This is a genomic window from Nocardioides sp. P4_G10 (assembly GCF_056401175.1).
In genome coordinates, this window is the sequence record NZ_JBFUJV010000003.1 from 154,694 (window position 1) to 175,326 (window position 20,633).

The window sequence follows — 20,633 nt, forward strand, 5'->3', positions numbered from 1 at the left end:
CCGCGGCCCGCGCGGGTCGACCGCGGTCGGGACGTCCCAAGGGGTGGCCTCGGCCGTGGTCGGCTTGCGTGCGAGGTTCGGGTTCGCAAGTGTGGGGCCATGGTTGGACGGATACCCGTGATGGATGTCTCTCCCGTGGTCGACCTGGGTCGCCAGTCGGCCAAGGCCACCGTCGGGGAGCCGCTGCCCGTACGCGCTTCGGTCTTCCGCGAGGGCCACGACCAGCTCGCCGCGGAGGTGGTCGCCACGGATCCGCAGGGACGTACCCGCGAGCCCGTGCGGATGCGACCCGACGGCGAGGCGCCCAACCGCTACGTCGCCCACGTGACGCCCGACGTCGAGGGCGAGTGGACCTTCGAGATCCACTCGTGGTCCGACCCGGTCGCGACCTGGGAGCACGACGCGGGCATCAAGGTCCCCGCCGGGGTCGACGTGGAGCTCATGTTCACCGAGGCGCGGCTCCTGCTGGAGCGCGTGGCCGCAGGGACGGGCAAGGACGCGCTCGACAAGCCGTCCGCCGCCGTCGTCTCGGGCGCGATCGCGGCAGCGACCGACACCGAGCGTCCCGCCGGCGCGCGCCTCGCCGCCCTCCAGGACCCCGGGCTCGAGGCCGTCCTCCTCGCGCACCCGCTGCGCGAGCTGCTCACCGTCACGGGGCCGTTCCGGTTTCGCGCCGACCGCACCCGCGCGCTCTTCGGCAGCTGGTACGAGTTCTTCCCACGCTCGGAGGGCGCGACGCGCGACGCGAAGACCGGCAAGATCACCAGCGGCAACTTCCGCACGGCGACCAAGCGCCTCGACCGGGTCGCGGAGATGGGCTTCGACGTCCTCTACCTCCCGCCGATCCACCCGATCGGCGAGGTCAACCGCAAGGGCCCCAACAACACCCTGACCCCGGGCCCCGAGGACACCGGATCGCCGTGGGCGATCGGCAGCAAGGACGGCGGCCACGACGCGATCCACCCCGAGCTCGGGACGTTCGAGGACTTCGACGCCTTCGTGGCGCGTGCTCGTGAGCTCGACATCGAGGTGGCCCTCGACCTCGCGCTCCAGGCGGCGCCCGACCACCCGTGGGTGACCACGCACCCGCAGTTCTTCACGACGCGGGCGGACGGGACGATCGCGTACGCCGAGAACCCGCCGAAGAAGTACCAGGACATCTACCCGATGAACTTCGACAACGACCCGGCCGGCATCTGCCGCGAGGTGCTGCGGGTCGTGAAGCTCTGGATGTCTCACGGCGTGCGGATCTTCCGCGTCGACAACCCGCACACCAAGCCGCTGGCCTTCTGGGAGTGGCTGCTGGCGGAGGTACGTCGTACGGACCCCGACGTGCTCTTCCTGTCCGAGGCGTTCACCCGGCCGGCGATGATGCACGGCCTCGGCGCGGTCGGCTACCACCAGAGCTACACCTACTTCACCTGGCGCACCGGCAAGCGCGAGATCGAGGACTACCTCCTCGAGGTCTCGAGCGAGTCCGACCACCTGATGCGACCGAACTTCTTCGTCAACACCCCCGACATCCTCCACGCCTACCTGCAGTACGGCGGACCGGCGGCGTTCAAGGTGCGCGCGACCCTCGCCGCCACCGGGTCGCCCAGCTGGGGCGTCTACGCCGGCTACGAGCTGTTCGAGCACGTCGCGGTCAAGCCCGGGTCGGAGGAGTACCTCGACTCGGAGAAGTTCCAGATCCGCATCCGCGACTGGGAGAAGCGCGACGCCGAGGGCACCACGCTCGCTCCCTACCTGACGCGGCTCAACGAGATCCGTCGCCAGCACCCGGCCCTCCAGCTGCTGCGCAACGTGACGATCCACTCCAGCGACGACGACCACGTGCTGGTCTTCTCGAAGAAGCACGGCGACGACGTGGTCATCAGCGTCATCAACCTCGACCCGCACGGCACGCGCGAGACGATGATCCACCTCGAGATGCCGGCCCTCGGCCTGGAGTGGCACGACTCCTTCGTCGCCCACGACGAGATCACCGGAGAGGACTGGAGCTGGACCGCGCACAACTACGTCCGGCTCGACCCCGGCTACGAACCTGCCCACGTGATCGCCGTCAGGAGGACCCGTTGACCGACCACCCCACCTCGTCCCAGATGCCGACGGACGCGACCCGCGCGACCGCCGTGCTCAACGCGGAGCCCGACTGGTTCCGCACGGCGGTCTTCTACGAGGTGCTGGTGCGGTCGTTCCGCGACTCCAACGGCGACGGCACCGGCGACTTCAAGGGCCTGATCGAGAAGCTCGACTACCTCGAGTGGCTGGGCGTGGACTGCCTGTGGGTCCCGCCGTTCTTCACCTCGCCCCTGCGCGACGGCGGCTACGACGTCGCCGACTACAACAACATCCTCCCCGAGTGCGGCACGGTCGAGGACTTCCACGAGTTCCTCGACGCCTGCCACCAGCGCGGCATCCGCGTGATCATCGACTTCGTCATGAACCACACGAGCGACGCCCACCCGTGGTTCCAGGCCAGCCGCAGCGACCCCGAGGGGCCTTACGGCGACTTCTACGTCTGGTCCGACACCGACGAGCTCTACCAGGACGCCCGCGTCATCTTCGTCGACACCGAGCCGTCCAACTGGACGTGGGACCCGGTGCGGCAGCAGTACTTCTGGCACCGGTTCTTCCACCACCAGCCGGACCTCAACTTCGACAACCCCAAGGTCCACGACGCGATGCTGGAGGCGATGGCCTTCTGGCTCGACATGGGCCTCGACGGGTTCCGGCTCGACGCGGTGCCGTACCTCTACGAGCGCCCCGGCACCAACGGCGAGAACCTCCCCGAGACGCACGACTTCCTGAAGAAGTGCCGTCGCTTCGTCGACGAGAACTACCCCGGGCGCGTGCTGCTCTGCGAGGCCAACCAGTGGCCGGCCGACGTCGTGGAGTACTTCGGTCCCGAGGAGACCGAGGACGGCCGGTGGATCGGCACCGAGTGCCACATGGCCTTCCACTTCCCCGTCATGCCACGCATCTTCATGGCGGTGCGCCGCGAGTCGCGCTTCCCGATCTCGGAGATCCTCGAGCAGACCCCGTCGATCCCCGACGGCTGCCAGTGGGGCATCTTCCTGCGCAACCACGACGAGCTCACCCTCGAGATGGTGACCGACGAGGACCGCGACTACATGTGGTCGGAGTACGCCCACGATCCGCGGATGAAGGCCAACATCGGCATCCGCCGCCGGCTCGCCCCGCTCCTCGACAACGACGTCAACCGGATGGAGCTCTTCACCGCGCTCCTGCTGTCGCTGCCCGGCTCGCCCGTCCTCTACTACGGCGACGAGATCGGGATGGGCGACAACATCTGGCTCGGTGACCGCGACGGCGTGCGTACGCCGATGCAGTGGACGCCCGACCGCAACGCGGGGTTCTCCGCCGCCACGCCCGGCAAGCTCCACCTGCCGGCGATCCAGGACCCGGTCTACGGCTACCAGTCGGTCAACGTCGAGGCGCAGCTGGAGAACACCTCCTCGCTGCTGCACTGGACGCGTCGCCTGGTCCACGCGCGGCGCCGCCACCCGGCCTTCGGGCTCGGCGACTTCGTCGACCTCGGCGGCTCGAACCCGAGCGTCCTGTCCTACATCCGTGAGCACCGCGGGGACGACGACCGCGACGTGATCCTCTGCGTCAACAACCTGTCCCGCTTCCCGCAGCCGGTCGAGCTCGATCTGCGGCAGTGGGAGGGCATGGTCCCCGTCGAGCTGCTGGGCGGCGTGCCGTTCCCGGCCGTCGGCGAGCTGCCCTACCTGCTCACCCTGGGTGGCTACGGCTTCCTCTGGCTGAGGCTGACCGAACCGACGAGCGCGGGGGTGGAGGGATCGTGAACGACGACCTGACCAGCTGGATCAGCGAGGCCCGGTGGTTCGGCGGCAAGGGGCGCGACTGGACGCTGACGGCCGTGCGCCGCGTCGGTGAGCTCCCCGACGCCCCCGAGGGCCTGCGGGTCGCGATCCAGCTAGCCGAGGTGACGTACGACGACGGGTCCACCGACCTCTACCAGCTGCCGCTGGCGTTCTACGCCGAGCCGCAGGAGCGGATCTCGCACGCGCTCATCGGCGAGTGGGACGACGACCAGCTCGGGCGCGCGCACGTCTATGACGCCCTGCACGACCGCCAGGCGATGGCGCTGTGGCTGGCGGCGTTCGCCCGGCACGGCGTCGAGCCGAGGCCGCCGTCAGACGTGCGCGGCGACCTCATGTTCCACCGGCTGCCGGGCCACGACCTCGACATCGAGGCCCACTCGACGCTCTTCTCCGGCGAGCAGTCCAACTCGTCGGTCGCGTTCGGCGAGGACGCGCTGATGAAGGTCTTCCGCAAGGTGACCCCGGGGGTCAACCCCGACATCGCGATCCACCAGGTCCTCACCGAGGCCGGTTCGACGCACGTCGCCGCGCTCTACGGGTGGCTCGACCTCGTCGACGACGACACCAACACGACCATCCAGCTCGCGATGCTCCAGCAGTTCCTCCGCACCGCGAGCGACGGCTGGGACCTGGCGCTGGCCAGCGTGCGCAACCTGTTCGCCGAGGCCGACCTGCACGCCGACGAGGTCGGCGGCGACTTCGCCGGCGAGGCCGCGCGGCTCGGGATCGCGCTGGCCGAGGTGCACGGCGACCTGGCCGAGCACTTCCCGGTCGAGCGGCGCGAGGCCGACGCCCTGGGCGAGCTGGCCGGGGCGATGGAGGGCCGGCTCGTCGCCGCGCTCGACGTCGTACCCGACCTGGCAGCCCACGAGAGCAGGCTGCGCGGGACCTTCGCCCGGTTGCGCGAGCTCGACGCCGTGGAGGTGCAGCAGGTCCACGGCGACCTGCACCTGGGCCAGACCCTGCGCACCGTCAAGGGCTGGAAGATCGTCGACTTCGAGGGTGAGCCGGCCAAGCCGCTCGCCGAGCGGCTCAGGCCCGACTCGGTGTGGCGCGACGTGGCGGGCATGCTCCGCTCCTTCGACTACGCCCCGCGCGTGGTCGCCATGACCGGTGGCGCCGACGCCGGCGGCGAGGCCGAGCAGCGGGACTACCGGGCGTCCGAGTGGGCCGCGCGCAACCGCGCCGCGTTCCTCGCCGCCTACACCGAGAAGCGCGGCGAGGAGATCGACGGCGCAAACGGGGTACTGCTCGATGCCTACCTCGCGGACAAGGTCGTCTACGAGGCGGTCTACGAAGCACGCAACCGTCCGGGATGGCTCGCCATCCCTCTCGCCGCGCTGGAGGAGACATCATGACCGACCCCACGAGCAAGCCCACGACCAAGCCCACGAGCACCCCCGAGGCAACACCCGCGGCGGCGCCGCGGGACACCCACGCTCCTGGCGAGCTCGACCTGCACCTGATCGGGGAGGGCCGGCACGAGGAGCTCTGGCGGGTGCTCGGCGCGCAGGCCGGCGAGGACGGCACGTCGTTCCGCGTCTGGGCCCCGAACGCCATGGAGGTCCAGGTCGCCGGCGAGTGGGCCGGTTGGGACGGCTCGGCGCACCCGATGACGCGCCTCGACGGGTCCGGCGTCTGGCACGTCCACGTCGAGGACGCCGGCGTCGGGTCGCAGTACAAGTTCCGCATCCGCGGCGCCGACGGCCAGTGGGTCGACCGCGCCGACCCCCTGGCCCAGTACGCCGAGAAGCCGCCGAGCTCCGCCTCGAAGGTGTGGCAGTCGCAGCACCAGTGGAACGACGAGGCGTGGCTGGAGAAGCGCCGCACGAGCCAGCCCGTCGACGAGGCGATGTCGACCTACGAGGTGCACCTCGCCTCGTGGCGCAGGCACTACTCGGGCGAGCTCTACTCGTGGGACGAGATCGCCGACGCACTGGTCCCCTACGTCTCCGACCTCGGCTTCACCCACGTCGAGCTCATGCCCGTGATGCAGCACCCGTTCGGCGGCTCGTGGGGCTACCACGTCACCTCCTACTTCGCCCCCGACTCGCGCTTCGGCGACCCCGACGGGCTCAAGCGCCTCATCGACCGGCTCCACCAGGCCGGCGTCGGCGTGATCCTCGACTGGGTCCCCGGGCACTTCGCCACCGACGAGTGGGCCCTGGCCCGCTTCGACGGCACCCCGCTCTACGAGGACCCCAACCCCCAGCGCGGCTGGCACAAGGAGTGGGGCTCCCACATCTTCAACTTCGGCCGCAACGAGGTACGCAACTTCCTCTATGCCAACGCGGTCTACTGGCTCGAGGAGTACCACGCCGACGGCCTGCGCGTGGACGGCGTCGCCTCGATGCTCTACCTCGACTACGCCCGCGAGCACGGCGAGTGGTCGCCCAACAAGGACGGTGGCCGGGAGAACCTCGAGGCGGTGCAGTTCCTCCAGGAGATGAACGCCACCGTCTACAAGCGAGTGCCCGGCATCGTGACGATCGCCGAGGAGTCGACCGCCTGGCCGGGCGTCACCGGGCCCACGAGCGACGGTGGCCTCGGCTTCGGGTTCAAGTGGAACATGGGCTGGATGCACGACTCGCTCAACTACGTCTCCAAGGACCCGCTCTACCGCAGCCACCACCACGGCCAGATGACCTTCTCGCTCGTCTACGCCTTCGCGGAGAACTACGTCCTGCCGATCAGCCACGACGAGGTCGTGCACGGCAAGGGCTCGCTGCTGCGCAAGATGCCCGGTGACCGCTGGCAACAGCTGGCCAACCTGCGCGCCTACCTCGCCTACATGTGGGCCCACCCCGGCAAGCAGCTGCTCTTCATGGGCTGCGAGTTCGGCCAGGAGTCCGAGTGGGCTGAGAGCCGCGAGCTGGACTGGTGGCTCCTCGAGCACCCCGAGCACGCCGGTGTCCACGCGATGGTGCGCGACATGAACCGCGCGTACGCCGAGAGCGGCGCGCTGTGGGGCCGCGACAACGAGCCGTCGGGCTTCCAGTGGGTCGACGCCAACGACGCGGGCGCCAACACGTTCTCGTTCGTACGCCGCTCCCCCGGCGCGGCCGACCTCGTGTGCGTGGCCAACTTCGCGGGCACCCCGCACGAGGGCTACCGCCTCGGCCTGCCGTCGGCGGGACGGTGGACGGAGATCCTCAACACGGACGCGGAGTCCTACCACGGCTCGGGCGTCGGCAACCTCGGCACCATCACCGCCACCGAGGGCGAGCACCACGGCCAGCCTGCGCACGCTGACATCGTGGTGCCGCCCCTGGCGACGGTGTGGTTCCGCAAGGAGGACGGCGCCACCTGATCAGGTCAGGTGGATCATCCTCAGCATCCCCATCAGGGCGTGCGGCATGCCGCCCATCTTGGGGTCGGGGAAGAAGCACATGACGACGTACTGGCCTGCGGGCAGGTCGTAGTCCACCGTCATGCTGCGGCCGGGGCTCAGCGTCCCGGTCTCCATGCCGGCCGGCAGGATCCACGAGGGCTCGGGCCCCTCCTCGTTCTGCAGGGCCTCCAGCACCTGGTCGGTCGTGGTGCCCTCGGCGACCTGCTGCAGCGCCACGAAGTGCGGCTGGTCCGCCTTGTTCTTGAACTGGAACCGACCCTTCATGGGCAGCTGGGAAGCCCCTCCCCACGACGGCCCGTTCTTCGCGATGATGGAGCCGTCGGTGCTCGGCGTCTTGGAGGAGCGCTTGGGGCCGTGGACGACGAGCGTCTTGCCGGTCACCACGCCGCGCTCACCGAGCGAGAACGGCGTGTAGGCCGCCGGCTTGGGGAACACGATGGTGCCGGTGCCGCCGCCGGACAGGCCACCGACGATGGTGGAGTTCTTGAGCGCACGCTTGAGCGCCTTGATGTCGTTCTTGGCGCCGAACTTGTTGACGTCCGCGGTGAAGTCGGCGATGTCGTAGCCCTTCTTGAAGGTCACGAACTCGACGATCCCGCGGCCACGGACCTCGAGGTGCGCACGTCCGGCCCTCAGGTCGTCGGCCCCTCTCACGATGATCGTCTTCTTGGTCAGCAGCGCGGTGAGGTGCGGCGTGGCCGCTCGCGCGCTGGTGGTGGCAGCGCCGGAGGCACCGGCGGTCGTGGGTGCAAGGAGGACGGGCGAGCTCGCGAGCGCTGTGGCGCACACGACGGCTACCACCCTCCGCAGTCCGGTGGGCACGTGCATGGTGGTCCTACCCTTCTGGAAAGTGTGAGCGGTGCCGTCGGCACCACCTTCCAGTAGTGGCACGGACCAGCGGGCCCGTCATCCCCGATTTTCGGGACTTCCGGGCGAGGTCCAGACCACCGCGGACGAGGGGTGCCGACCCTCCGTCGCTCCTGCACACTCGGGACGATGACGGGGATCCTGCGTCGCAGGCAGACGGCCTGGCTGGTCGTCGCCGTGGCGTGCGCCCTCGCTCTCGTGGCCATCGACGCCGGGCCGGGGCCGGATGGGCGCAGGGCCTCGGCCGAGCCGGTGCGCAACGCCACGATCGTCATCGAGGAGGGCGGCGCCCGGACCGGCTTCGCCACGCCCGACGTGATCGTCGGTGGCGGCGGCACCGTCACCGTGGTCAACCTCGACTCCATGGACCACACCGTCACGTCGGTTGCCCGCGCCGCCGACGGGACGCCCCTGTTCGACGTACGCGTCCCCGCGGGCACGTCCGCGACCGTCCCCGGGGTCGAGTCGCTGTCGGCCGGCGCGTGGGCCTTCTACTGCAAGTTCCACCCCAACATGCGCGGCGTCATCAACGTCGAGGGGGTCGCCGGCGGTGTCGAGCCCGTCGACACGCGTTTCGAGCAGCCGCTCGTGGTCCCCCGCACCCGCCATGGCGCCCACATCAGGCTGGTCATGCGCCGCGCGGAGGTGCGGACCCTCCCCCACGGGCCGCGCACGTCGATGTGGACCTACGACGGCAGCTATCCCGGGCCCACCATCAGGCGGAGGGGCGGGCGCGGCACCGAGGTGACCGTCGTCAACCAGCTCCCCCGCGGCGCCGGGTCCATGTCGACGCACCTGCACGGCGACCACCACGCCTCGGCGGACGACGGCCAGCCGACGACGAACCTGATCGCGCGCGGCAGCGAGCGGACCTACGACTACCCGCTGGTGGTCGACGGCCGTCCCGAGCCCGGCTCGTTCTTCTGGTACCACGACCACCGGATGGACCGCACCGCCCGCAACAACTGGCGCGGCCTGCAGGGCATGTTCATCGTCACCGACCCGCCCCGGCGCGGCCTGAGCCTGCCGACGGGCAACCGCGACGTGCCGCTGATGGTCTCGGAGCGCTCGTTCACCAGCGGCAACCAGCTGACCGACCCGTTCGCCGACGGCCCGAAGATGGTGGGCCACCACGGCGACATGTCGTGGACGGGTGCCAACGCGCCGCCGGACGACGCGACGATCGGCGACAAGGTCCTGGTCAACGGCCGCTACGCGCCGTACCTCGACGTGTCGGCGACCCGCTACCGCCTGCGGCTGCTGAACTCCTCGCCCTTCTCGAGCTACAACTTCACGCTGTCCGACGGCCGGCCGTTCCTGCAGATCGGAACCGGCAGCGGCCTGCTCCCCAAGGCCGTCGTCCGGTCCGGCGTGCTGCTGGGGCCGGCGCAGCGCGCGGACGTCATCGTCGACTTCAGCGGCGCCACGGGCCAGCGCCTCGTGCTGGCGTCGGTGCCGGCCGCGAGCGGGACCTCAGGGGACGACGCGCGCGAGACCGCCGTCATGGAGTTCCGGGTGGGCGCGCCGGCCCGGGACGCCTCGCGGCTGCCGTCACGCCTGCCGTCGCCGAAGCTGGTCTCGCCCGTCCCGGCGAAGGTGTCGCAGACGTGGACGTTCGGGCTCGAGGAGTCCTCGCACCACGGCAGCGCCTGGACGATCAACGGCCGCGCGTTCGACCCGCGCCGGGTCGACCACCGCGCCCGCCTCGACACCGTCGAGCGGTGGCGCTTCCGCAACACCAGCGACGTCACGCACTACGTCCACATCCACGCCGAGCAGTGGCGCACCCTGCGTCGCGACGGCAAGCGCCCGCCCCCGTGGGAGCGGGGCCTGGAGGACACCTGGCGGCTCGAGCCCGGCGAGGAGGTCGAGGTCGCTGCCCGCTTCTCCGACTACACCGGCCCCTTCATGATCCACTGCCACATGCTCGACCACGAGGACCACGGGATGATGGCCCGCTTCGACGTCGTCCGTTGATGTGACACAGCGCCAGCCAGCTCTCGTCACGGATCTGTCCCGGTTGTGACACACGGCGTGCGCCTCGCCATCGCGGCGCCCACGACGGCGTCCCTGCCTTCCCACGTCGCGGCCGACCTCGACGACGAGGACAGCGGTCCGCTGCACCACCGGTTCGCGATCGCCAACTATGGCTACGTGCCCCCGGACGTAGGTGCTCCACGCGCTCGTGGACGGACTCGGCGTGGCGGTGAGCCTGGGGCGCCTGCGCCCGGACGAGGCGGGGGCCCTGGCGCGGGCCCACGTCGCGACGTTGGGCTGGCTGCCCCTCGCTAGGGTGAGCGGGTGTCCTCCTCCATCCGCGTGATCACGGTGACCGACGGCGTGGCGAGGATCGACTGGGACGATCGAGCGACCACCGATGACTTGAGGCGCGAGGTGGCGTCCGCGCTCGTCGAGCACGTGCGCGTGGAGGCATTGGTCGGGCTCGAGGACCGCGAAGCGCAACGCTCAGCCACGTGGGCCGGCCTCCTCAAGGAAGGTGTCAGCCGCGGGCTGACCCTCGACGGCGAGGTGACCGACCGGGTCGTGTACGCCCGGGTGCGCGACGACCGGCCGGTCGACCACCCCGAGGGCTTCCGGTCCCTCCTCAACTCCTTCCTCCCCCGCAAGCGGGCGATCTCGCAGATGCTCGTGCGCGACCCCGAGGGACGCGTGTTGCTGTGCCAGCTGACCTACAAGCGCGACTGGGACCTCCCCGGCGGCGTGGTCGAGGTCGGCGAGTCGCCGCGGCTGGCGGTGCGGCGCGAGGTCGAGGAGGAGCTCGGCCTCGACATCGAGCCAGGCGACCTGGTGCTCACCGACTGGCTGCCCGCGTGGGGTGGCTGGGACGACGCGGTGTGCCTGGTCTTCGACGGGGGCACCCACGACCCCGAGGTGCTCGCGCGCGTGGTCATGCAGGAGCGCGAGATCCGCGACGTGCGCTTCTGCACGCTGGAGGAGGTCGACGAGCTGGCCGCCGACTTCACCTCCCGGAGGGTGCGGGCCGCGGTCGCGGGCGACCAGCCGTATACGGAGTCCGGTCGCTGAGGCAGGATGCCTTCATGACCTGGGTGTACGACTTCGCAGAGGGAAGCAAGGACAAGAAGGACCTCCTGGGCGGCAAGGGCGCCAACCTGGCCGAGATGACCAACCTCGGCCTGCCGGTCCCACCTGGCTTCACGATCTCCACCGAGACCTGCCGCGCCTACCTCGCCGAGGGAGGCGAGCCCGAGGGGCTGGCCGAGGAGGTCACCGAGCACCTCGCGGCGCTCGAGGAGGCGATGGGCAAGAAGCTCGGCGACGCCGACGACCCGCTCCTGGTGTCGGTGCGCTCGGGTGCGAAGTTCTCCATGCCGGGGATGATGGAGACGGTCCTCAACGTCGGGCTGAACGACACCTCGGTCGGCGGCCTGGCGGCCCGCAGCGAGTCCGAGCGCTTCGCGCAGGACTCCTACCGCCGGCTGCTCCAGATGTTCGGCGGCACGGTGCTGCACGTCGACTCCGAGCTCTTCTCCGAGGCGCTCGACGAGGTGAAGAAGGCGAAGGGCACGGAGAACGACCTCGACCTCGACGCCGACGACCTGCGCGGGGTCGTGGAGACCTTCAAGGACATCATCAAGGCCGAGACCGGCCACGACTTCCCGCAGGACCCGCGCGAGCAGATGGACCTCGCGATCCGCGCCGTCTTCGACTCGTGGAACACCGACCGCGCGCGGCTCTACCGCCGCCAGGAGCGGATCCCCGAGGACCTCGGCACCGCGGTCAACGTGCAGGCCATGGTCTTCGGCAACTTCGGCATGGACTCAGGCTCCGGCGTCGCCTTCACCCGTGACCCCGCCAGCGGCGCGCAGGGCGAGTACGGCGACTACCTCCAGAACGCCCAGGGCGAGGACGTCGTCGCCGGCATCCGCAACACCGTGTCCCTGGCCGACATGGCCGAGATCGACCGAGCGTCCCACGACGACCTGATGCAGATCATGACGCGGCTCGAGCGCCACTACCGCGACATGTGCGACATCGAGTTCACCGTCGAGCGCGGCAAGCTGTGGATGCTGCAGACGCGCGTCGGCAAGCGGACCCCCGAGGCGGCGTTCCGCATCGCGGTCCACATGGTCGACGAGGGCATGATCCAGATGGACGAGGCCGTGCTCCGCGTGACCGGCGACCAGCTGGCCCAGCTGATGTTCCCGCGCTTCGACGAGTCCGCTGACCGCACGCTCCTCGCGAAGGGCATGAACGCCTCCCCCGGCGCCGCCGTCGGCAAGGCCGTCTTCGACTCCGACACCGCCGTGGAGTGGGCCGATYGCGGCGAGGACGTCATCCTCGTCCGCAAGGAGACCAACCCCGACGACCTGCGCGGCATGGTGGCCGCCCGAGGCATCCTCACCAGCCGCGGCGGCAAGACCTCGCACGCAGCGGTCGTGGCGCGCGGCATGGGTCGTACGTGCGTGTGCGGCGCCGAGTCGCTCGACGTCGACACCAAGGCCGGCGAGTTCCGCGTCCGCGACGGCGAGACGATCCGCGAGGGCGACGTCATCTCCATCGACGGCACGACCGGCGAGGTGTTCGCCGGCGCCGTGCCGGTCGCCGACTCGGTGGTCGTGCGCCACTTCGAGGGCGAGAAGCTGGACGACGACCTCGCCCAGGCGGTCGCCCGGATCATGGCCCACGCCGACGGCGCCCGCCGGCTGCGGGTCCGCAGCAACGCCGACACCCCGGACGACGCCGCCCGGGCCCGCCGCTTCGGCGCCCAGGGCATCGGGCTGTGCCGCACCGAGCACATGTTCCTCGGGGAGCGTCGCGAGCTGGTGGAGAAGCTCATCGTCGCCGAGGACGAGTCAGGCGTGGAGGCCGCGCTCGACGAGCTCCTCCCGCTGCAGCGGCAGGACTTCACCGAGATCCTCGAGGCCATGGACGGCCTGCCCGTGACGATCCGGCTGCTCGACCCACCGCTGCACGAGTTCCTGCCCGACCTCACCGAGCTCAGCGTCGAGGTCGCCCTCGCCGAGGAGCGCGGAGAGGTCGACGAACGCGCGAAGCAGCTGCTCACGCACGTCCGCCGGCTCCACGAGCAGAACCCGATGCTGGGGCTCCGCGGCGTGCGCCTGGGCATCCAGATCCCCGGCCTGTTCCGCATGCAGGCTCGCTCGATCGCCGAGGCGGCCGCGGACCGGATGGCCGCCCACGGCACGCCGCGGCCGGAGATCATGGTGCCGCTGGTGGCGAGCGTGCGCGAGCTCGAGATCGTCCGGGCCGAGATCGACCAGCAGATCGCCGAGGTCGAGGAGGAGCGCGGGGTCAAGCTCGACATCGCCATCGGCACGATGATCGAGCTGCCGCGCGCTGCCTTCCTGGCCAACCGCATCGCCAAGTCCGCCGACTTCTTCTCCTTCGGCACCAACGACCTGACCCAGATGGCGTGGGGCTTCTCCCGCGACGACGTCGAGGCGTCGTTCTTCTCGCGCTACTTCGAGCACGGGATCTTCGACGTCTCGCCGTTCGAGTCGCTCGACCAGCTCGGCGTCGGCGGCATGGTCGAGATGGGGACGAAGAAGGGTCGCAAGACCAAGCCCGACCTCAAGGTCGGCGTGTGCGGCGAGCACGGCGGCGACCCGCTGTCGGTCCACTTCTTCGACCAGGTGGGCCTCAACTACGTCTCGTGCTCGCCCTTCCGCGTGCCGGTCGCCCGGCTCGAGGCCGGGCGCTCGGTCCTCGGGAAGCGGGACTCAGAAGAGCGCTGAGGCCAGGTTGCGACGGCCCGCCAGCACGCGCGGGTCGTCGTTGCCGACTGCCGCGAAGAGGCCGAGGAGGTGGTCGCGCGCCTTCTCCCGGTCCTTGTCGGAGGTGCGGGCGACCAGGTTGACCAGTCGGGTGAAGGCGTCCTCGACGTGCCCGCCGAGCATGTCGAGGTCGGCGACCAGGGTCTGCGCGTCGACGTCGTCGGGGCTGTCAGCCGCCGCGGCCCGGGCGGCGTTGAGGTCGACCCCCTGGGTGCGCTGCATGACCTTCGCGATCGCGAGACCGCCGGCGGCCTCCACGTCGGCCGGGTTGGCGTCCAGCAGCTTCTGGTACTCCGCGACCGCGGCGTCGATGTCGCCGGCGGCGAGCGCGTCCTCGGCCGGCGCGTAGCGCGGGTCGACGACCTCCTCCTCACCCTCGGTCGCGGGTGCGCCACCGGATCGGGGCTGGTGCCGGCCGGTGATGCCCTGGGCGGTGAGCTGCTGCCCGAGCTGGCTGAACAGCGTGGAGATCTCCTCGGGCGACAGCGCCCCGGGGATCGGCTGGCTGACCGGGCGGCCGTCGAGGACCACCATCGTCAGCGGCACCTGAGGGATCTGCATGGCCTGGGCGATCTCGGGGTGGGCGTCGACGTCCACCAGCGCGGCCAGCAGGCGGCCCTCCAGCCGCTCGGCCTCGGCGGCCACGTCGGCGGCGTACTGCTCGCTGCCCGGCGCCTGGGCCGCGGAGTGGAAGACGATGACGACGGGCGCCGTCGTCGACTCCTGCAGCACCTGCTGGAAGTTCTCCTGCGTGATCGCGACGGAGTACGCCCCTCCGGCGGACCCGGCCCCGGACCCGGCGCCGGCGGTCGGGGCCGCCTGCTGCGGCGCCGGCGGCTGGCCGAGCCCGGAGAGGTCGATGGCACCTGGGCGGCTGAAGGGCTGCTGCGTCATGGGCCAATCCTAGGGAGGTGGGCCTCGAACGGGCGCGGGGGTCGGTAGCCTCGGCGTATGGGATCCCGGGGAGCCGCGCTGATGACGCGGCACCGGCGCAACGTCGGCCTCCTCGTCCGGTTCGGCGTCGTGGGCGCCTCGGGCGTGCTGGTCAACCTGCTGACCCTGGTGGTGCTGCGCCGCTACGGCCCGCACTTCGACGACGCGGTCCTCGCCCTCGGCTCGTCCGGGTTCAACCTGCGCTGGTACCACGTCTACTCGACGATCGCCTTCCTGGTCGCCAACCTCACGAACTTCCAGCTCAACCGCACGTGGACGTTCAAGAGCAACCTCGCCGCACCCTGGTGGCGCGAGTACTGGCCCTTCCTCGCGGTGGGCCTGGTGGGTCAGGTCATCGGACTGGCCCTGCTCACGCTGCTCATGCACCCCGACTCCGTCATCAGCCTGCCGCGCGACGTCTTCGACGACTCCTCCGGGCTCCGCAACCGGCTCTACTGGTCGCAGCTCATCGTGATCACGGTGGTGACCCCCTTGTCGTTCGTGCTCAACAAGCTGTGGACGTTCGCCGCCGTCCGCACCGCGCGGCTGGACCTGCTCGAGGAGCACCGGGACGACGACGTACGCGTCGAGTGAGCCCCGTCCAGCCCTGTCGCCCGACAGCTACTGCGTGGTAGAACATGCCGGGGTCTCTAGGGGAGGGCACGTCTCGATGACGACAGCGGGGTCGTACGACTTCAACGGCTACCAGGTGCTGGTGGTCGGCGGCACACGCGGCGAAGGACACCGCATCGCCTCGGCCTTCTCGGCCTCCGGCGCGTCGGTGACGGTCACGGGCACGATGATGCTGCGCTCGCTCTACGACAACGACCTCTCGGCCTTCGACTACGAGTCGGTCAACCTCGCGCGGCAGGACTCGATCGACCACCTCGCCGGCACGATCGGCCACATCGACGTGCTGGTGCTGGCGGCGTCCTGCAACCTGCCCTACGGCCTGCCGCCCGACGAGCAGGCCTTCATCACCGAGGCCGCTCGCTCCGGGCTGCTCGGTCCCACGTTCCTGACGACCCGGCTCCGGCTCAAGCTCAGCCAGAGCCCCGCCCTCGGCGGCGGCTGCGTCGTCAACACCGGCGCCGTGACCAGCTGGCTGCAGCTGGCCAGCACCCCCGAGGCGGCCCAGCGCGAGCTGGCCGAGTCGACCGCGCGCGCCGGCCGCAACTGGGCCGGTCTGGGCGTGCGGGTGAACTCCGTGCTCCAGGAGGGACGCACCGTGCTCCCCCGCCAGTACGCGCCCAGCGTCGCGCCGGTGGGCGGCAGCCGGGTCGCCGGCGGCACCATGGTCCGCAGCCAGCCCCGGGTCGGCGACGCCGTCACCGACGCCGCACTGTTCCTCGCGAGCAGCGCCGCCGCCCGCATCACCGGGCAGACCCTCCGCATCAGCTGACGGCGGACCGCTCGGGCACCCGCGCTCGGGGCAACATCTCCGAATCGCCTCGCGGAGCCGTGCGCCGCGGTTACATTTCACCCACACGGAAGCCACACGGGACCAACAGGACCCGTCGCCGTCTCGGGTCGGCCGCTCCCCCGTTCCCTCGGAAGGACGTCCCTTGACCGCAGAACTGGTCACCCCGCACCCGCTCGCGCGGGCCGGCTCCTGGACCGGACGTGCCTCCCGGCGGGGCCATGAGCCGCTCCTCGAGCAGTCGCCGGGGCCGGACACCCCCGTCGGAGCCCTGTGGGCCTCCCTCGTCGAGGTGCTGGGGGCCATCGACGGTCCGTCGTCCGCGCTGCTCGCGACGGCGAACGGCGACACCGTGGCGGTCCACGGCCTGGCGCAGACGGACGTCGCCCGCGTGGCGCGTCAGAGCAGGGCGGCCTTCGCGGCCCGCCCCCCGGGCGGTCCGGACCCGGACCGGGCCGTCGACACGGCGGAGCTCACGCTCGGACTGCGCCACACGGTGATCGCGTCGGTGCCCTCGCCCGCGAGCGAGCGCCACCTCCTCACCGTGACTGCCCAGGGCGTCAGCGTGCAGGTGCTGGAGGCATGGACCCGCCAGCTCGCCGACGACATCCACCAGGCGTTGTCGACGACGGCCTAGCCGGACGTCCGTCCGTCGGCCAGGAGCTCGTCGGCCGCGGCGTAGGGGTCCACCGCGCCCGCCACCACGCGCTGGGCGAGCGCGTCGAGGTCGGCGCCCGCGTCGGCACGCCCCCACCGCTCGCGCAGCGCCGCGAGGGCGATCGCCTCCACCTCGCGACGCGCCCGGACCGTACGACGCCGGGCGAGCTCGCCCGACTCCCGCAGCCACGCCGCGTGCCGGTCGACCTCGGCGAGCAGCTCGTCGATGCCCTGTCCCGTGCTGGCGACCGTCTGGAGCACCGGCGGACGCCAGGCTCCGTCGCGGCGCTCGGCCATCGTGAGCATGGTGCGGAGCTCGCGCCGCGTGCGGTCGGCGCCCTCCCGGTCGGCCTTGTTGACGGCATACACGTCGCCGATCTCCAGGATCCCCGCCTTCGCGGCCTGGATGCCGTCCCCCATGCCGGGTGCGAGCAGCACGAGGGTGGTGTCGGCGAGGCCCGCCACCTCGACCTCGCTCTGACCGACTCCGACGGTCTCCACGACCACCACGTCGCAGCCGGCGGCGTCGAGGACACGGACCGCCTGCGGCGTCGACCACGCCAGGCCGCCGAGGTGGCCGCGAGCACCCATCGAGCGGATGTAGACGTCGCGGTCGAGCGCATGGTCGCCCATCCGCACCCGGTCACCCAGGAGCGCACCGCCCGAGAAGGGCGAGGAGGGGTCGATGGCCAGCACGCCGACCCGCTTGCCGGCGCGCCGCATCCCGGCGACGAGGGCGTTGGTGGAGGTGGACTTGCCGACGCCCGGGGCGCCGGTGATGCCCAGGACGTGTGCCCGACCGGCATCGGGACCGAGGGCGGACATCACCTCGCGCAGGAGCGGCGAGGCGTCCTCCACCAGCGTGATGAGCCGCGCGACCGCGGCCGGGTCACCCTCGCGGGCACGCGCGACGAGGTCGGGGACCGCGAGGGCGCCCCGGCGGGTCACGCCTGCGGGACCCGGATGATCAGCGCGTCGCCCTGGCCACCGCCACCGCACAGGGCGGCGGCACCGACGCCGCCACCGCGGCGCTGGAGCTCGAGGGCGAGGTGCAGGACGATGCGGGCACCGGACATGCCGACCGGGTGCCCGAGCGCGATCGCGCCGCCGTTGACGTTGACCCGGTCCTGGTCGGCGCCGAGCTGGCGGGCCGACTCGATGCCGACCGCGGCGAAGGCCTCGTTGAGCTCGAAGAGGTCGATGTCGGAGATCGCGATGCCCTCCTTCTCCGCCGCCTTGGTGATCGCGTTGGCGGGCTGGAGCTGGAGCGAGGAGTCGGGGCCGGCGACCTGGCCGGAGGCGCCGATCTCGGCGAGCCAGGTCAGGCCGAGCTCCTCGGCCTTGGCCTTGCTCATCACGACCACGGCGCAGGCGCCGTCGGAGATCTGCGAGGCGGAGCCGGCGGTGATGCTGCCGTCCTTGGCCACCGGGCGCAGGCCGGAGAGGGAGTCGACCGTGGTGTCGCCGCGGATGCCCTCGTCCTCGGCCACGGTGATGTCGCCCTTGCGGGAGGGGATCGTCACCGGGACGACCTCGTCGTCGAAGACGCCGTTCTTCCAGGCCAAGGCCGCACGCTGGTGGGACTGGGCAGCGAAGGCGTCCTGCTCCTCACGGGTGAGGTTGGCGCCGGCGGCGTTGCAGCCGTCGGTCAGGTTGATCATTGCCTGGTGGGTGAACTGGTCGTAGAGGGCGTCGTAGGCCATCGAGTCGACGAGCGCGGTGTCGCCGTACTTGAAGCCCTCGCGGCTCTTGGGCAGCAGGTGCGGGGCCTGGGTCATCGACTCCATGCCGCCGGCGACGACGATCTCGTGCTCGCCGGCGCGGATCAGCTGGTCGGCCATCGCGATCGCGTTGATGCCCGAGAGGCACACCTTGTTGATGGTGATCGAGGGGACGTTCATCGGGATGCCGCCCTTGACCGCTGCTTGTCGGGCGGTGATCTGGCCGGTGCCGGCCTGGATGACCTGGCCCATGATCACGTAGTCGACCTGGTCGCCGCTGACGCCGGCCTTCTCCAGGGCGCCCTTGATCGCGACGCCGCCGAGGTCGGCAGCCGACTGGTCCTTGAGCCCGCCGAGCAGGCGGCCGATCGGGGTGCGAGCCCCGGCAACGATGACGGATCCAGACATGACGGGTGCCTCCAGCGATCGGGTCGAGGTTCGGGGGTCGTTCTCCTTCGGACACTACCCACCGCGGCACGCCCGCCGGGAGGGTGTCCCCGCCGCCCGGAGTGAGGCGCTCGTCACAGCACGCACCGGGCCCGACGCCCCGTCACCAATTTGTGGGAGGCCGTAGGTTCCCTCACCCCTGGGGGTGTGCGGACGTGTTGGGCTTGCTCCGCCAGCGGTACTCGGGACTCGCACCCACCCCATCACGAGGAGTGCCCGATGAACCGGTTCCACCGAAGCCTCACCTCCGTCGTCGCCCTGGCCACGACCGCCACCATCGCCGTGGCGCTCGCCGCCCCGCCGGCGAGCGCCCGGACCGGAGGCGTCGGGGGGCTCTGGCTCCTCGATGAGGGGTCCGGCCAGGTCGCCAACGACCTCTCCTTCAACGGCAACCGCGGCATGCTGGGGACGACCGCGGGCGTCGATGCCAACGACCCCACGTGGGTCTCCCTGCCGAAGCTGCTCCTCCTCAAGCGCGCCGCCCTGCGGTTCTCGGGCGCGCAGAGCGTGCGAATGCCGGACGCCCCGTCGCTGGAGCCGGACGGCGTGACCGTCCTGGCTCGCGTGCGCAGCACCGGCGCCGGCGCCTTCCGCTACGTGATGTCCAAGGGTGCCTTCCAGTGCGAGAACGCGTCGTACGGCCTCTTCACCGACGCCGACGGCGGTCTGGTGTTCTACGTCTCCGACGGCACGGACGTCTACCGCTCCGCCGATGCAGGTGCCGGCTTGTGGGACGGCGAGTGGCACACGGTGATGGGTGCCTTCGACGGCACGACGATCCGCCTCTACGTCGACGGCCGCCAGATCGGCACTCCCGTCCCCGCGGCGGTGAGCGTCTACTACGGGATGCCGACCGGCGACGACTTCTACGTCGGCGACTACGGCGGCCCGTGCGCCAGCCCGCTCGGCTTCGTCGGGGACATCGACGCGGCGGCCGTGCTCGGCCGCTACGACAGGACCGCCACGCTCGGATAGGCCATGGAGTGCTGCTCGGCCCCGGGAGTGGCGACGGTCACACCCCCTCGCCCCCGGGCCCGGCGTCGTACAGCATGACCCCATGACCCCCGAGCTGAGCGACGTCCGGCACCTCTTCACCGCCATCGACCACGTCGGCATCGCCGTGCCCGACCTCGACGAGGCCATGGCCTTCTACCGGGAGGCCTACGGCATGGAGGTCCTCCACGAGGAGGTCAACGAGGAGCAGGGCGTCCGCGAGGCGATGGTGGGGGTGGGCGACTCCGGCTCGTGCATCCAGCTGCTGGCGCCGCTCTCCCCCGATTCGACGATCGCCAAGTTCCTCGAGCGCAACGGCCAGGGGATCCAGCAGCTCGCCTTCCGGGTCGATGACGTGGAGCACGTGGCCGACGTGCTGCGCGGACGCGGCCTGCGCCTGCTGTACGACGCCCCCCGGCGCGGCACCTCCGACAGCCGCGTCAACTTCATCCACCCCAAGGACGCCGGCGGCGTGCTGGTCGAGCTCGTCGAGCCCGCCGCCCGCCCGCACTGACGCCTGCGCCCGAGCGACGTACGTCACACCTCCGACCGCTCGAGGTTACTCGCCGGTATCTTGACCGCCATTCGTGCCCC

16 protein-coding genes are annotated in these 20,633 nt (G+C 71.2%); 12 read left to right on the top strand and 4 right to left on the bottom strand.

Translation table 11 applies throughout. The features are described from left to right. The first annotated feature begins 99 nt into the window (after positions 1 to 99). From AC1DP1_RS06265 to glgB, 4 genes are read left to right on the top strand one after another with little or no spacing between them, the layout of a single operon-like run. Positions 100 to 2,079, top strand: a complete 1,980-nt coding sequence (locus AC1DP1_RS06265) for an alpha-1,4-glucan--maltose-1-phosphate maltosyltransferase (RefSeq protein WP_477506137.1) — start codon at positions 100 to 102, stop codon at positions 2,077 to 2,079. A 23-nt stretch (positions 2,080 to 2,102) separates the two neighbouring features. Next, a complete protein-coding gene (gene treS, locus AC1DP1_RS06270; protein WP_477506268.1) occupies positions 2,103 to 3,833 on the top strand; it encodes a maltose alpha-D-glucosyltransferase in 1,731 nt (576 codons plus the stop codon). Continuing rightward, on the top strand, positions 3,830 to 5,230 hold the full coding sequence (locus tag AC1DP1_RS06275; RefSeq protein WP_477506138.1) for a maltokinase N-terminal cap-like domain-containing protein: 1,401 nt from the start codon (positions 3,830 to 3,832) through the stop codon (positions 5,228 to 5,230). The genes treS and AC1DP1_RS06275 overlap by 4 nt, the downstream gene beginning before the upstream one ends. Continuing rightward, complete coding sequence (glgB, locus tag AC1DP1_RS06280) at positions 5,227 to 7,182, top strand: 1,4-alpha-glucan branching protein GlgB (protein ID WP_477506139.1); 1,956 nt, start codon at positions 5,227 to 5,229, stop codon at positions 7,180 to 7,182. Before AC1DP1_RS06275 ends, glgB begins: the two co-directional genes overlap by 4 nt. Here glgB and AC1DP1_RS06285 read toward each other — a convergent pair whose 3' ends face one another. Then, positions 7,183 to 8,013 (bottom strand): hypothetical protein, encoded by an 831-nt coding sequence (locus AC1DP1_RS06285; protein ID WP_477506140.1) that lies wholly within the window; start codon positions 8,011 to 8,013, stop codon positions 7,183 to 7,185. 207 nt (positions 8,014 to 8,220) lie between these two features. Between AC1DP1_RS06285 and AC1DP1_RS06290 the strand changes: the two genes are divergently transcribed. The 3 genes from AC1DP1_RS06290 (at position 8,221) to ppdK (ending at position 13,829) form a co-directional block, all read left to right on the top strand. After that, positions 8,221 to 10,068, top strand: a complete 1,848-nt coding sequence (locus AC1DP1_RS06290; RefSeq protein ID WP_477506141.1) for a multicopper oxidase domain-containing protein — start codon at positions 8,221 to 8,223, stop codon at positions 10,066 to 10,068. 324 nt (positions 10,069 to 10,392) lie between these two features. Beyond that, positions 10,393 to 11,136 (top strand): NUDIX domain-containing protein, encoded by a 744-nt coding sequence (locus tag AC1DP1_RS06295; protein ID WP_477506142.1) that lies wholly within the window; start codon positions 10,393 to 10,395, stop codon positions 11,134 to 11,136. 14 nt (positions 11,137 to 11,150) lie between these two features. Next, positions 11,151 to 13,829 carry a pyruvate, phosphate dikinase gene (gene ppdK / locus AC1DP1_RS06300; protein ID WP_477506143.1) on the top strand — a complete coding sequence of 893 codons (2,679 nt, stop codon included), beginning with the start codon at positions 11,151 to 11,153 and terminating at the stop codon, positions 13,827 to 13,829. Here the strand turns inward: ppdK and AC1DP1_RS06305 are convergent. Next, a complete protein-coding gene (locus AC1DP1_RS06305) occupies positions 13,815 to 14,762 on the bottom strand; it encodes a tetratricopeptide repeat protein (RefSeq protein WP_477506144.1) in 948 nt (315 codons plus the stop codon). The genes ppdK and AC1DP1_RS06305 overlap by 15 nt on opposite strands. Before the next feature lie 57 nt (positions 14,763 to 14,819). On the opposite strand from AC1DP1_RS06305, the gene AC1DP1_RS06310 reads away from it, so the two are divergent. The 3 genes from AC1DP1_RS06310 (at position 14,820) to AC1DP1_RS06320 (ending at position 16,858) form a co-directional block, all read left to right on the top strand. Beyond that, a complete protein-coding gene (locus tag AC1DP1_RS06310; protein ID WP_477506145.1) occupies positions 14,820 to 15,395 on the top strand; it encodes a GtrA family protein in 576 nt (191 codons plus the stop codon). Positions 15,396 to 15,471: 76 nt separating this feature from the next. Continuing rightward, positions 15,472 to 16,203, top strand: a complete 732-nt coding sequence (locus tag AC1DP1_RS06315; RefSeq protein ID WP_477506146.1) for a Rossmann-fold NAD(P)-binding domain-containing protein — start codon at positions 15,472 to 15,474, stop codon at positions 16,201 to 16,203. A 163-nt stretch (positions 16,204 to 16,366) separates the two neighbouring features. Beyond that, positions 16,367 to 16,858: a hypothetical protein gene (locus tag AC1DP1_RS06320; protein ID WP_477506147.1), complete on the top strand. Its 492-nt coding sequence runs from the start codon at positions 16,367 to 16,369 to the stop codon at positions 16,856 to 16,858. Here AC1DP1_RS06320 and meaB read toward each other — a convergent pair. After that, positions 16,855 to 17,826 (bottom strand): methylmalonyl Co-A mutase-associated GTPase MeaB, encoded by a 972-nt coding sequence (meaB, locus tag AC1DP1_RS06325; RefSeq protein ID WP_477506148.1) that lies wholly within the window; start codon positions 17,824 to 17,826, stop codon positions 16,855 to 16,857. The two genes, AC1DP1_RS06320 and meaB, sit on opposite strands and share 4 nt — an antisense overlap. Further along, on the bottom strand, positions 17,823 to 19,007 hold the full coding sequence (locus AC1DP1_RS06330) for an acetyl-CoA C-acetyltransferase (RefSeq protein WP_477506149.1): 1,185 nt from the start codon (positions 19,005 to 19,007) through the stop codon (positions 17,823 to 17,825). Before AC1DP1_RS06330 ends, meaB begins: the two co-directional genes overlap by 4 nt. A gap of 258 nt (positions 19,008 to 19,265) precedes the next feature. On the opposite strand from AC1DP1_RS06330, the gene AC1DP1_RS06335 reads away from it, so the two are divergent. Further along, positions 19,266 to 20,021: a LamG-like jellyroll fold domain-containing protein gene (locus AC1DP1_RS06335; protein ID WP_477506150.1), complete on the top strand. Its 756-nt coding sequence runs from the start codon at positions 19,266 to 19,268 to the stop codon at positions 20,019 to 20,021. An 82-nt stretch (positions 20,022 to 20,103) separates the two neighbouring features. Next, positions 20,104 to 20,553 (top strand): methylmalonyl-CoA epimerase, encoded by a 450-nt coding sequence (gene mce, locus AC1DP1_RS06340; protein ID WP_477506151.1) that lies wholly within the window; start codon positions 20,104 to 20,106, stop codon positions 20,551 to 20,553. Positions 20,554 to 20,633: the final 80 nt, after the last annotated feature.